The organism is Candidatus Pelagibacter sp. Uisw_090, from assembly GCF_047717845.1.
GTDB lineage: Bacteria > Pseudomonadota > Alphaproteobacteria > Pelagibacterales > Pelagibacteraceae > Pelagibacter.
Map to the genome: position 1 here is coordinate 266,903 of NZ_CP159810.1, position 12,421 is coordinate 279,323.

A 12,421-nucleotide genomic window follows, 5' to 3' on the forward strand; every position below is an offset into this window, starting at 1 on the left:
GAATATTTAAATTTAAGAATTATATAAACTATTATGGACATAAAATTAAAAATAGGAATTGTAGGTGCTGGTATTCAAGGTATTTCCAATGCATTGTTTTTACAAAAAAAAGGTTTTAATGTAACAATTTTTGATAGAAATGATCCCGGTAGCCCGGCTGCATCTTACGGTAACGCAGGTCATTTTTCTCCATATGCATCTGTGCCAATAAATAGACCTGATGTTTTAACGGATGTTCCAGCAATGCTTCTAAGTTCAACTGGTCCACTTGCTCTTAAATGGAACTATGTCCCGAAAATGATACCTTGGTTTTTACAATTTATAAGAAACTGCTCTACAAAAAAAATGATGCATACCGCTAAAAACATGCATCAAATTTTGGACTTAGCGTTACCTGCTTATGATGAGTTATTTGATGAGATAGAAATTGGAGGATTAGTTGAAAAAAAAGGTATTTTATATATTTGGAATGATCAAAGTTTAAAAAGTAGAGAGCTTGAAATTAATGTTAGAAATGAACTGGGTGTTGATCAACAAATAGTAACCTCAAAAGAAATCCACGATTTAGAACCAAATATAAAACCCATCTATCATGGAGGTGTTTATTATCAGCATGGTAGACACGCTAGAAATCCAAAAAAAATTCTTTTAAAACTTTATGATCTTTTCTTAAAAAAAGGTGGCAAGTTTTTAAAGATGAATATTAAAGACATAAATTTTAACGATGAAAAACCAGTTATAAAAGCTGAAACCCAAAGTTTTCTTTTTGACAAGATTGTTATCGCTTGTGGTTCGTTTTCAAAAAAATTAACAGATAATTTAGATGAAAAAATACCGCTTGATACTGAAAGAGGTTATCATGTTCATTTTAAAGATTGTGATCATCTTTTAAGTAGACCGGTGATTTTTCAAAATAGAGGCTTTGGTATTACTCCAATGGAACAAGGACTTAGAGTAGTGGGCACTGTTGAATTTGGTGGATTAGAAAATCCATTATCAAAATCGAGAATTAAAAACTTAATTAATAATGCAAAATATATGATGGGAGATTTACCTGAGCATGAAGATGAATGGTTAGGATTTAGACCAACACTCCCAGATTATTTGCCTGTAATAGGACCTTCAAAAAAATATAAAAATGTTTTTTACTGTTTTGGTCATCACCATTTAGGATGGACTTTAGGCCCAATATCAGGGAAAATAATCTCAGGAATGATTGCTGAAGAAAATACAAACTTAAATTTAAAACCATATAGTTCACTTAGGTTCGGTTAGGTGGTTAACAAAAATAGTGTTGCATACATTTTTTTATTTTTAGCAACTCTATTTTGGTCAGGCAATTTTTTGGTTGGAAAATTTGCTAGTCAATATCAAATACCACCTTTTTCATTAAACTTTTATAGATGGCTATTTGCATGGTTAATCTTAGCACCATTTACAATTCAGGAAATATTGAAAAAAAAAAATTATATTTTGGAAAATTATAAATATTATACAATTCTTGGAATTACGAGTGTCACCATATTTAATTCAATCGTGTATTACTCTTTAAATTTTACTCAAGTTATCAGTGGAGTATTAATGATATCAACAATACCTGTAATGATTATATTTATTTCTTCAATTTTAAAAATTGAAAAAACCAACACTTTTCAAGTATTGGGAGTTACATGTTCCTTTATTGGAGTTGTTTTAATTATAACTAAAGCAAATCTTGGAATATTAATAAATTTAGATTTTAACAAAGGTGATATTACAATGGTTTTGGGAATGCTGTCATGGGCTACTTATTCTGCGTTGTTAAAGAAAAAAAAACATGAACTATCTCAACTAGGGTTACTAGAGGTAGTAATTTCATTCGGCTTTATTTTTCTAATACCAATTTATTTTATAGAGTATCAAATGGGCTATAGAATTGTTTTAAATCAAAACTTTTATATAATTTTGTTTTATGTAGTTTTATTACCAGGACTTGCTTCTTTTATTTTTTGGATAAAGGGAGTTGCTTTAATTGGTGCTAATAGAGCAGGTGTTTTTTTACATATGATGCCTATTTTAAGTGCAATTATGGCAATGATTATTTTTAATGAAAAATTTATGTTTTATCATATGTTGGGTGCAATATTTATTTTAACAGGAATTCTTTTATCAAATAGAAAGATTAAAAATGCTTAAAGTTGCTATCTTAGATGATTACCAAAACGTGTCGCACGAATTTGTTGATTTAAAAAAATTATCTGGCAAGTATGAATTTAAAATATTCAGTGAACCCTTTGAAGATGAAGCAGACGCCATAGAGCAATTATCAGACTTTGAAGCATTATTGATAATGAGAGAACGAACTCCTATTGCTAAAAATTTAATTGATAATTTAAATGACCTTAAATATATCATCACAAGTGGCTCAAGAAATAAAGCTATAGACCTAGCTGCTGCAAAAAAGAGAAAAATTACAGTGTGTGGAACCGACATTGATTTTGCAGGTACAACAGAATTAACTTGGGGTTTAATCTTAGGATTAGCTAGAAACTTTAAAGAAGAAATTGATAATATGTACCAAGGTTACTGGCAATCAACTATTGGATTTGAGTTAAAGGGAAAAATTTTAGGGTTAGTAGGACTTGGAAGAGTTGGATCTCAAGTTGCGAAAATTGGTAAAGCTTTTGGTATGGAAGTTATGGCTTGGAGTGAAAATTTAAATCTAGATACCTGCAAGGAGTTAGATGTTCTTCCATGTAGTAAAGAAGATATATTACAAAATTCTGATTTTATATCCATTCATGTTCAAGGGGGAGAAAGATATAAAGAGTTGATAAAACTAAAAGAGTTAGACTCAATGAAAAAAACTGCTTTTTTAATTAACACATCTAGAGGATCCATTATTAATGAGGATGATTTAATTATAGCATTATCAACCAATGTTATTGCTGGAGCAGGACTTGATGTTTATGAAAAAGAACCTTTACCAGAAGGTAATAAACTAAGATTTTTACCAAATGCATTATTAATGCCTCATGTTGGTTATGTTACTGCAGAAAATTATAGCATGTTTTATTCACAGATGATTGAAGGATTAGAGGCATGCGTTGCCGGCAAACCTTTGAGAGTAATAGAATAAATTTATGAAAAAAAAATTAATAAAGACCTTACTGCTGAACAAAAGTTAATTTTATTTGAAGATGGAACGGAAGCACCTGGTACGAGTGAATTAAATCACGAGAAGAGAGAAGGTAGTTATCACTGTACTAATTGTGGTGAAAAATTATTTGACTCAAATACTAAATATGAAAGTGGTTCAGGATGGCCATCGTTTTATCAGTCATTACCTGATGCTTTTGAAACTAAAACAGATACTTTATTAGGGTACGAGAGAGTGGAATATCATTGCAAAAAATGTGGTGGCCATCATGGTCATATCTTTGAAGATGGACCTAAACCAACAGGCAAAAGGTATTGTAATAACGGTGTTTGTTTAACCTTTAAGCCTAAAAATTAATTTATTTTAAAAGTTCTAGTAATTTATTTTCTTTTTCAAGAGCTCTAACATCATCGTAACCACCAATATGATTTTCATCAAAAAAGATTTGAGGGATGGTTCTTTTTCCGTTAGCTTTTTTAATCATTTCATCCATTGCACCGTCAACTGTTGCAATGTTGATTTCTTTATATTCAACGTTGTTTCTAGTTAATAATTTTTTTGCTGCATCACAAAAAGCACAAAGTGGTCCTGTATAAATAGTTACTGATTTCATGGATTATAAATAATCATTCTTTTTAATTTTACTAGTAATTTCTTTTCTTGAATACTCAAATTTTTTTTTGTGCTTAATACTTTTTTGATTAACTCTTTTTCTCCACAATCTAAAAGATACAGGCTTTATAGATCGTCTCATAATCTTAATAACTTCACCTTCTGTTTTTCCAGTCTTTTTCTCAATTTCCTCAAAAGTGATTCGATCTGCCCAAGCTGCCCAAATGATCCAGTCAGGATCTGAAATATGGGGTTCTGGGTTTTTAACTCTAGTTATAGGGGTGTGACCTTTTTTTTTCATAAATCCTCTATTTTCATTATATTTGAAAAAATTGATTAATGCATTTTATTTAGGGTCATGGTATCTTCAAACCTAGATAGTCCATCTTAGCCATCTTTAGCTCCGGTTTTTTTGGACTATCCTCAAACCAAAAATGCTCCCTTTAAATTATTTCCTTTTTTTACAGATAATTTTATTTCTATTTATTACTCCTGGCACACCTAGAATTGTAATCATTTCATATTCCATGAATTATGGAGTTCAAAAATGTATCTGGACAGCTCTTGGAGATGTTACAGCAAATATTATTCAAGCCACTTTAGTAATTTTTGTTTTAGGATCTTTTTTTGTCGATAATCCAAATTTTTTAAATATATTTAAGTGGATAGGAATTGCATACTTACTCTATCTTGCTTACGATATTTATAATTCAAGATTTAAAGATGTAAGCTCAGATAATATTTCATCAAAAAGTTTTTTTTCATTCTTTAAAGATGGCTTTTTAGTTGCTGGAACAAGTCCTAAGGCTTGGATGTTCTTTCCATTAATATTTCCACAGTTTATTGACTTTAATTCAAATTATATCGTTCAATTTTTTATTTTAATCACAACATATGTAGTTTTAGATTTTTTATCTCTAATTGCTTATGCAGTACTTGCTAGAAAATTAATTATTTGGATAAAAGCAAATCCAAAAGTTATAAATACAATTTCTGCGTGTGTATTAATATTAATTGCAATTACAATTGCATTTATTCAAAAGTATTAAAAACCTACAAATAAAATTGCGGCAATTAAGTCTGTATGACGTTAGTTGTATTTTTATTCATTTAGATGTTTAATTGTTTTTTAAATTTAAAACTAATAGAGGAAAAAATAAAATGAAAATCAGAAATATACTAATTACTTTAGTTTCTGCAATTGCTCTTTTAATTTCAGCTTCAACTATATCTTTCGCGAAGGTAGTTGGAGATAAAATTATTTTAGGTGCAGCTGTTTCATTGACTGGAAAATATTCATCCAATGGTGTTCATACTCAAAACGGCTATAACTTAGCAGTTGAGAGAATAAACGGCATGGGTGGTGTTAAAGTTGGTGGAAAAACTTACAAGTTTGACATTATTTATTACGATGATGAATCAAACTCAGGAAGAGCAGCACAACTTGCAGAAAGATTAATCCAACAAGATGGTGTTAAGTTTATGCTTGGGCCATATAGCTCAGGACTTACAAAAGCTATGGCACCTGTAACTGAAAAATATGAAGTTCCTATGGTTGAAGCAAACGGTGCGTCTAGATCGTTATTCACTAAAGGTTACAAATATTTATTTGCAGTACTTGCGCCAGCTAACTTATATCTTGATGTAGCAATTGACCTTGCGGTTGAAAAAAACGGTGGAAAGCCAGTTAAGATTGCAATGGCATTTGAACAAGATGCTTTCTCACAAGATGTGAGATTGGGTATTGTTGAAGCTGCTAAAAGAACAGGTTCTAAAATCATCATAGATGACAAGTTACCAAAAGAGCTTAACGATATGGCTGCTACTTTATCTAAAGTAAAAGCTACTAATCCAGACGTTCTTGTGGTTTCAGGTCATACAAAAGGTGCTTTAACAGCTGTTAGACAAATTTCAGAGATGAAAGTTGACGTGAAAATGTTAGCAATGACTCACTGTGATGCTGCTAAACTATCTAAGCAACATGGTAAAGCTTCTGAGTACGCACTTTGTGCTTCTCAATGGCATAAATCTCTATCATACAAAGACAACTACTTTGGTGGTGGTATGAAATATGATGCAGACTTTACTAAAGCATTTGGATATGCACCGCCTTACCAAGCTGCTGAATCTTCTGCTGCTTTATTAGTTTTTAAGATGCGTTCGAAAGAGCACAATCGTTTGATACTAAAAAAGTTAGAGATGCTTTAGCTGCAACTGATATGCAAACTTTTTATGGAAACATAAAATTTGCTGCAGGTGGTCAAAACGTATCTAAGCCAATGGTACTTTTCCAAGTATCATGTAACGATGATGGTAGTGTGTGTGAAAACAAAGTTGTAGCTCCGACAAAATGGGCATCAGCTGAGTTGGTACACCCAATTCCATCTTGGTCAGAAAGATAATACCTAATATGCAAAATGCTCCCTAGTAATAGGGGGCATTTTTTTATAAACATCTAAAGAATTTATGGATTTCTTAATTTTTCAAGCACCGATCTTAATGGTTCAAGCATCAATGGACGGAATACTTCTTGGTATTTTGTTTGCATTAATTGCTTATGGAATGGCATTACAGTGGGGAGTAATGAATATAATAAACATTGCTCAAGGAGAATTAGTAATCATGGGTGGATACATTGCATACTTTATGTATCTATCAGGAATTCACCCAGCCTTTGGCGTGATTGTATCGCCAATCATTATGTATTGTGTGGGTTGGGGAATGTACAAGCTTGTTATTAATAAGGTAGTAGATAAAGATTTATTTACTTCAATTCTTGCTACATTTGGAATTAGTATTTTAGCTCAGCAATTAATGAATTTTGCATTTGGTGCAGATGTTGTAGTTGCTCAGTCAAATTTTGGAACAACAATGCTGTTTAATAATTCAGTAACACTTCCTAATGCTAAAATATTTTCAGGAGCAGTTTGTGTGATATCTGCAATTATTCTTGTCATCTACATGAAGAAATCAAAACTAGGTAGAGCAATTAGAGCAACAGCTCAAAACGCAAGAGCAGCAAAGATTTTGGGTGTTGATACTGAGAAAGTTTATGCAGCAACTTTTGGAATTAATGCAGCATTATGTGGAATAGCAGGAGCTTGTATTGCAATCACATTCACACTTCATCCTTATACAGGATTACCTTACACGGTTAGATCATTCATGATTGTAATTATTGCAGGTTTAGGAAATTTACCAGCAGTTGCAATATCAGGAATGGGACTTGGTGTATTTGAAGAATGGGCTGATTATCTGCTTGGAACAGAATTTAGAATTGCAGCAGTATTCTCGTTACTAGTTATTATATTGGTTTATAGAAGGTTTAAATTAGCTCGAAAAAGAGAGTATTTAAAATAATGAATAAAAATACACTCCTATACGCAGGCTTAATAATTTTTGGTTTAGCTGGAGCATTCATATTTCCAGCTTACAAACTTCAATTATCGTTTCTTTATATATTGATTGTTTTAGCTATGACTTGGGACGTTCAAGGTGGACAAATGGGCTACAACACGTTCGGTAATATATTATTTTTTGGCGTTGGAATGTATGTTGCATCAAGCACTCAAATAGCAATGTTCTTTTCACTAGCAGAATGGACAGACGCAGGTGGAGAAAAAACTTTTGTTCATACTATCCCTCAATTTTTTCAAGGTTTTGGTGTTGGTATATTACTAGCAGGAATTATTCCGACAATAATTGCAGGAGTAATTGGTTATGGGATTTTAGGTTTAAGAGGACACTACTTTGCAATTTGTACTTTAGCATTAGGAATTGCTGCAGGCGAACTTGCGGGTGGAATTGAGATTATTGGTGCAGGTCAAGGTATGACAGTTCCAGTTTGGCCAAAAGGATTTGGATCTAATGCATCATCATCTCAGTTTTTATATTATTTGTGTTTTGCTCTTGCAGTTGTAACTTTTATTACTTTGAAGTGGGCCTACAGCACAAGATTTGGTTTAGTTTTAAATGCAATAAGAGACAATGAAGATAAAGCGGAGGCAATGGGAATTCACACCATGAGATATAAAATTATTGGCTGGATGGTATCAGCTTTCTTTGTTGGAATTGCTGGAGGATTAATGGGTCATATAAATGGATACATTGAACCAACTGAAATTGCATTTGCTGGACCAACGTTTGGTGTGTTCATGGTTTTAATGGCAATCCTTGGTGGTAAAGGAACTTTATGGGGGCCACTTGTTGGTGCAACTATATTTCACTTATTTAAAGAGGGTTTTTGGACTTACTTCTTGGGCTGGCAGTATGTTGCTCTTGGAGTTTTAATTATTGTAATCGTTGTTTATTTTCCTGAAGGGGTAATGGGATGGTTAAGAGAAAAGTATCCTGAAAGATTTGGTGAAGTTGTCGATGAAGCTGACTTAAAAGCACAGGTGGAATTAAAGTAATGGCTATATTAGACATATCAAATGTAAGTAAGTCTTTTGGTGGCGTTAAGGCCAACGTTGATATTTCAATGTCAGTTGAACAAGGTTCAATTGTTGGATTAATTGGTCCAAATGGATCTGGTAAAACTACTTTATTTAATTCAATTGTAGGAACTTATCCAATCGACAATGGTTCAATTAAATTTGATGGTACAGAAGTTTCAGAACTGCCAGTGCCTGTTGTTGCAAAGCTTGGATTACTTAGAACTTTTCAACAAACTAGAATTTATGGAAAATTAAACTGTATTCAAAATATGTTAATCAGTAATAAACCTGAGAATGATGGAATATTATCAGTATTTCAAAAGATACCTTCTGATTTAACAGATAAAGCTGAGACGTTATTAAAATTTGTAGGGCTTCATCAAAAAAGAAAGCTCAGAGCAGGAGATCTTTCATTTGGACAGCAAAAACTATTGGAACTTGCAATGGCACTAATGAATGAACCTAAAATGCTTTTATTAGATGAACCAACAGCTGGAATTAATCCAACATTGATTAATGGAATTATCGATCGTTTAATTAGTGTTAATAAAGACTATGGAATTACCTTGCTAGTTATAGAGCACAACATGAAAGTAATAATGAATTTAGCACAAAGAGTTTTTTGTTTAGCACACGGTCAAATGTTAGCAAACGGAACTCCAGATGAAATTAAAAATGATAAGCGTGTGCTAGACGCTTACTTGGGAGCACAATAATGTCAAATCAATATGATGTATTAGGTAAAGCACCAGGGCCAGAAGATTTACAAAAACTATCACCAGATAATAACCACCTAACTATAAAAAAATTATCAGCGGGTTATGGTAAAATGGAAATACTTCATGATTTTAATTTAAATGTAAGTAAGGCTCAGTCACTATGTTTGATTGGACCAAATGGTGCAGGAAAATCTACAATACTTCATTCTATTTATGGATTTACAAATATTTTTTCAGGACAAATAGAAATTGATGGAAAAGAAATTACCAACTTAACTCCAGCTCAAAAACTTACATCATGTGGAATTGCTTATATACTTCAAGATAATTCTGTTTTTCCAGATATGACTGTTGAAGAAAATTTATTGATGGGTGGTTATTCCAAAGAAAATACTGATGAGTCCTATGAAGAAGCAGAAAGAATTTTTGAAAAATATGAAAGATTAAGAAATAGAAGAAATCAACCTGCTAAAGTTTTATCAGGTGGAGAAAGAAGATTATTAGAAATTTCTAGAGCATTAGTTATGAAACCATCGGTATTACTAGTTGATGAACCATCTATTGGATTAGAGCCAAGATATATCGATATGGTTTTTGAAATTTTAAGGGATCTTCAACAAACAGAGAAGAAAACAATTATTTTAGTAGAACAAAATGCTAAAAAGGGATTAGAGTTTGCAGATATAGGTTACGTTTTAGTATCTGGACAAACTGCGATCGCTGGCAAAGGGGATGATTTGTTAAAAAATCCTGATGTTGGTAGATTATTCCTTGGAGGTTAATGATTAATAAAGAATTTTTCTTTAAAGGTTTTAGATCAATTCTAGCTCCTGATAGTCCTGCTCTTGCACTCGGTTGTTGTTTTATAGCAATAGGTGCACTTCTTAAAAATTTGGGTTTTAATATTCAAGAAAGCATTTTTTCAACAATGCTTACTTATGCGTTACCTGGATCGCTAGTAATGGCGGAGTCATTATTAGTTGGAGCATCTTTACTTAATATATTTTTGGCTGTTTGGTTTGTTAATGCAAGATTGTATCCAATGGCAGTTTCTTTATTCCCATTAATGATGCATAAAAGCCAACCTAAGTGGAAATATTATTTTTCTTGTCACTTCATAGCTGTGTCTGCATGGCTGATAATGAAGAGTAATTATAAAAGTATTGAAAAAAAATACAGAATTGATTTTTGGATTGGAATTGGTTGTGCAACCTGGACTACAGCAGTAATAGGTACTTTTATTGGTTTTTATGCTTCAGATTATTTAGATAAAAATATGATGATGGGTTTAGCAATTTTAAACCCAATTTATTTCTTATGTATGATGGTGGGTGCAATGAAGACCATTCAAATTACAGCTGCAGTAATTTTGGGTCTATTATTGGGACCAATATTTTATTTTCTATCACCTGAGTGGTCAATTTTACTAGGTGGGTTAGTTGGTGGAACCATTGCTTATTTTATAGGAGAACTAAATGTCAACTAGTGTAGTTCTTGCAATTTTAGTTACATCATTAGCAACTTTTTCATCTAGATTATTAGGGGTAATCTCATCAGAAGGAATAAAAGAAACTTCAAAGTTATTTAGATGGTTTAATTGTCTTGCTTATTCAACACTAGCTGCACTAATAGCCAGAACAATTATATTTCCGGTAGGTGTTTTGTCTGATGCTAGTTATCTAAGTAGAATTGTCGTGGTTTTATTTTGTTTATTCATATTTTTTATTTCAAAAAGAAATTTTGTTTATCCAACTGTGATTTCTGCTATTATGATGACAGTACTAAGTAATTATCTCTAATGAAAAATATCTCTGGCATAACAATAACAAAACATCAAGATTCAAAAAGAATAATTGATATTAGAATTGAAGATGAAATTTTAGATAAATTGATATTTCCATTCAACAAATTTGATATCACTGCTTTAGAGTATAAACCATTTACTAGATTTACTATTGCTAAAAGTTTAGACAATTTAACTTCTAATAAATTAAGCAAATTACTTAACTCAATAGTAAGAGACAGAGACACAGGCTGTTTTATAATTGGTCCAAAAAATATAAGTTCAAAAATTAATGATACGTTTTTAGTTAAACTATCAACAGCAATTGCTTATTTAATTGGCAATCCAAACCACGATGCAATGGCTGGAAAATATTATGCAAGATTTTTTGTAAAGCACGAAGATAAAAGTGACTCGTATTTGAGAAAAGCCTACACAAATATGGATCTCCATACAGACGGCACATATGTTAAGGAGACCACAGATTGGCTACTTATGACTAAAATTGAAGAACAAAATGTGCTGGGTGGAGAAACGGCAATGCTTCATCTTGATGACTGGGAACATTGTGAGGATTTATTTAATGATCCAGTTGGAAGAAAAGATTTTGTTTGGGGTTCTCCTAAAAGTAAAAATATAGAATATAAAGTTGAACATCCAGTTTTCACAACAGATGATAAGGGTAAGCCAAAAATTTCTTATATTGATCAATTCCCTGAGCCAAAAAATATGGATCAAGGAATTTTCTTACAAAAATTATCAGATGGTTTGGAGGAGAGTAAGAATAAAGTAATCACTAAACTAGCACCTGGGTCAAGCATTGTAGCTAATAATTATTTTTGGCTACATGGAAGAAAACCCTTCAAAGAGAATAAAGATTTAAGTAGAGAACTGTTGAGAATTAGAGGTTCTTTTTTTATTAATTAATTCACTAATATCACTATAAAGTAACTATATTTATGAAATTAGGCTTTATAGGAACAGGTAAAATTACGTCTGCTGTGATCACTGGTATTTGTAGCTCTAGTATTCCATATAATAAAATAATCATCTCGCAGAGAAATAAATCTATATCTAGCACCTTAAAAAAAAAGTTTAAAAAGATAACTATTAGCAAAGATAATCAGGAAATAGTTAATTCATGTGATTGGATATTTTTATCAGTAATTCCAACTGTGGGTGAAAAAATTATTAAAAATTTAAAGTTTAGATCCAATCAAACTATAATCAGCTTCATATCAACAATTACTTTAGCTCAACTTAAAAAAGCAATTAAAGTTAAGGCAAAAATTATAAGAGCAATACCGTTACCTCCAATATCATTAAAAAAAGGACCAGTACCAATTTGCCCACCCAATAAAAAGGTAAAAGATTTCTTTAATAAAATTGGCACAACAGTTGAAATTAAAAATGAAAAATCTTCAATTAATTTTTGGTCTACATCTGGAATGATGGCTCCATTTTATGAACTGTTAAGAGTGATGACTGACTGGTTGGTTAAAAGAGGGGTTAAGCGAAATGATGCACAAAAATATATAACTTCTTTATTTTTAGCGTTATCTGAAGATGCGGTTGTGAATTCTAAAAAAGATTTAAAACACTTAGTAAAAGAATCTCAAACACCTAAAGGTTTAAATGAACAAGGAGTCAAAGAGCTAATAAAAGTAGGTTTTTATAAATCTTTAGAAAAGACACTCAACAGTATTCATAAAAGATTAAATAAATAAATAAA

At 31.5% G+C, this 12,421-nt stretch carries 15 protein-coding genes and 1 pseudogene; 14 read left to right on the forward strand and 2 right to left on the reverse strand.

The features are described from left to right. Positions 1–33: 33 nt before the first annotated feature. The 4 genes from ABXT58_RS01400 to msrB are packed head-to-tail and all read left to right on the forward strand — an operon-like array spanning position 34 to position 3,496. A complete protein-coding gene (locus ABXT58_RS01400; protein WP_415304276.1) occupies positions 34–1,275 on the forward strand; it encodes an NAD(P)/FAD-dependent oxidoreductase in 1,242 nt (413 codons plus the stop codon). Then, positions 1,276–2,175, forward strand: a complete 900-nt coding sequence (locus tag ABXT58_RS01405) for a DMT family transporter (RefSeq protein WP_415304277.1) — start codon at positions 1,276–1,278, stop codon at positions 2,173–2,175. Further along, the gene (locus tag ABXT58_RS01410) at positions 2,168–3,118 is read left to right on the forward strand and encodes a D-2-hydroxyacid dehydrogenase family protein (protein ID WP_415304278.1); all 951 of its coding nucleotides are present in this window, start codon (positions 2,168–2,170) and stop codon (positions 3,116–3,118) included. Before ABXT58_RS01405 ends, ABXT58_RS01410 begins: the two co-directional genes overlap by 8 nt. After that, a complete protein-coding gene (msrB, locus tag ABXT58_RS01415; protein ID WP_415304904.1) occupies positions 3,119–3,496 on the forward strand; it encodes a peptide-methionine (R)-S-oxide reductase MsrB in 378 nt (125 codons plus the stop codon). Position 3,497: 1 nt separating this feature from the next. Here the strand turns inward: msrB and grxC are convergent, their stop codons facing one another. After that, a complete protein-coding gene (gene grxC, locus ABXT58_RS01420; RefSeq protein ID WP_415277949.1) occupies positions 3,498–3,752 on the reverse strand; it encodes a glutaredoxin 3 in 255 nt (84 codons plus the stop codon). A 3-nt stretch (positions 3,753–3,755) separates the two neighbouring features. Next, positions 3,756–4,052, reverse strand: a complete 297-nt coding sequence (locus ABXT58_RS01425; RefSeq protein WP_168607274.1) for a TIGR03643 family protein — start codon at positions 4,050–4,052, stop codon at positions 3,756–3,758. Between the two features lie 133 nt (positions 4,053–4,185). On the opposite strand from ABXT58_RS01425, the gene ABXT58_RS01430 reads away from it, so the two are divergent. The 10 genes and pseudogenes from ABXT58_RS01430 to ABXT58_RS01475 all read left to right on the forward strand — a co-directional run bounded on the left by ABXT58_RS01430 (position 4,186) and on the right by ABXT58_RS01475 (position 12,416). Beyond that, positions 4,186–4,800 (forward strand): LysE family translocator, encoded by a 615-nt coding sequence (locus ABXT58_RS01430; RefSeq protein ID WP_415304279.1) that lies wholly within the window; start codon positions 4,186–4,188, stop codon positions 4,798–4,800. Between the two features lie 112 nt (positions 4,801–4,912). Beyond that, positions 4,913–6,153: pseudogene (locus ABXT58_RS01435) on the forward strand (amino acid ABC transporter substrate-binding protein). 64 nt (positions 6,154–6,217) lie between these two features. Beyond that, positions 6,218–7,111 (forward strand): branched-chain amino acid ABC transporter permease, encoded by an 894-nt coding sequence (locus tag ABXT58_RS01440; RefSeq protein WP_168607277.1) that lies wholly within the window; start codon positions 6,218–6,220, stop codon positions 7,109–7,111. After that, a complete protein-coding gene (locus ABXT58_RS01445) occupies positions 7,111–8,163 on the forward strand; it encodes a branched-chain amino acid ABC transporter permease (protein ID WP_415277946.1) in 1,053 nt (350 codons plus the stop codon). The genes ABXT58_RS01440 and ABXT58_RS01445 overlap by 1 nt, the downstream gene beginning before the upstream one ends. Further along, positions 8,163–8,903, forward strand: coding sequence for an ABC transporter ATP-binding protein (locus ABXT58_RS01450; protein WP_415277945.1), 741 nt, complete (start codon positions 8,163–8,165; stop codon positions 8,901–8,903). Before ABXT58_RS01445 ends, ABXT58_RS01450 begins: the two co-directional genes overlap by 1 nt. Beyond that, positions 8,903–9,688: an ABC transporter ATP-binding protein gene (locus tag ABXT58_RS01455; protein ID WP_415277944.1), complete on the forward strand. Its 786-nt coding sequence runs from the start codon at positions 8,903–8,905 to the stop codon at positions 9,686–9,688. Before ABXT58_RS01450 ends, ABXT58_RS01455 begins: the two co-directional genes overlap by 1 nt. After that, positions 9,688–10,392, forward strand: coding sequence for an AzlC family ABC transporter permease (locus ABXT58_RS01460; protein ID WP_415277943.1), 705 nt, complete (start codon positions 9,688–9,690; stop codon positions 10,390–10,392). The genes ABXT58_RS01455 and ABXT58_RS01460 overlap by 1 nt, the downstream gene beginning before the upstream one ends. After that, on the forward strand, positions 10,382–10,705 hold the full coding sequence (locus ABXT58_RS01465) for an AzlD domain-containing protein (RefSeq protein WP_415286010.1): 324 nt from the start codon (positions 10,382–10,384) through the stop codon (positions 10,703–10,705). Before ABXT58_RS01460 ends, ABXT58_RS01465 begins: the two co-directional genes overlap by 11 nt. Then, positions 10,705–11,616: a glutarate dioxygenase GlaH gene (glaH, locus tag ABXT58_RS01470; RefSeq protein WP_415304280.1), complete on the forward strand. Its 912-nt coding sequence runs from the start codon at positions 10,705–10,707 to the stop codon at positions 11,614–11,616. Before ABXT58_RS01465 ends, glaH begins: the two co-directional genes overlap by 1 nt. Before the next feature lie 32 nt (positions 11,617–11,648). Next, positions 11,649–12,416, forward strand: a complete 768-nt coding sequence (locus ABXT58_RS01475; protein ID WP_415304281.1) for a pyrroline-5-carboxylate reductase — start codon at positions 11,649–11,651, stop codon at positions 12,414–12,416. The last annotated feature ends 5 nt before the right edge of the window (positions 12,417–12,421 follow it).

Bases quoted from the DNA above. Each gene is read 5' to 3' on its own strand.
- ABXT58_RS01400 (WP_415304276.1), top strand. From the start codon at position 34: ATGGACATAAAATTAAAAATAGGAATTGTAGGTGCTGGTATTCAAGGT.
- ABXT58_RS01410 (WP_415304278.1), top strand. From the start codon at position 2,168: ATGCTTAAAGTTGCTATCTTAGATGATTACCAAAACGTGTCGCACGAA.
- grxC (WP_415277949.1), bottom strand. From the start codon at position 3,752: ATGAAATCAGTAACTATTTATACAGGACCACTTTGTGCTTTTTGTGAT.
- ABXT58_RS01425 (WP_168607274.1), bottom strand. From the start codon at position 4,052: ATGAAAAAAAAAGGTCACACCCCTATAACTAGAGTTAAAAACCCAGAA.
- ABXT58_RS01430 (WP_415304279.1), top strand. From the start codon at position 4,186: ATGCTCCCTTTAAATTATTTCCTTTTTTTACAGATAATTTTATTTCTA.
- ABXT58_RS01440 (WP_168607277.1), top strand. From the start codon at position 6,218: ATGGATTTCTTAATTTTTCAAGCACCGATCTTAATGGTTCAAGCATCA.
- ABXT58_RS01445 (WP_415277946.1), top strand. From the start codon at position 7,111: ATGAATAAAAATACACTCCTATACGCAGGCTTAATAATTTTTGGTTTA.
- ABXT58_RS01450 (WP_415277945.1), top strand. From the start codon at position 8,163: ATGGCTATATTAGACATATCAAATGTAAGTAAGTCTTTTGGTGGCGTT.
- ABXT58_RS01455 (WP_415277944.1), top strand. From the start codon at position 8,903: ATGTCAAATCAATATGATGTATTAGGTAAAGCACCAGGGCCAGAAGAT.
- ABXT58_RS01460 (WP_415277943.1), top strand. From the start codon at position 9,688: ATGATTAATAAAGAATTTTTCTTTAAAGGTTTTAGATCAATTCTAGCT.
- ABXT58_RS01465 (WP_415286010.1), top strand. From the start codon at position 10,382: ATGTCAACTAGTGTAGTTCTTGCAATTTTAGTTACATCATTAGCAACT.
- glaH (WP_415304280.1), top strand. From the start codon at position 10,705: ATGAAAAATATCTCTGGCATAACAATAACAAAACATCAAGATTCAAAA.
- ABXT58_RS01475 (WP_415304281.1), top strand. From the start codon at position 11,649: ATGAAATTAGGCTTTATAGGAACAGGTAAAATTACGTCTGCTGTGATC.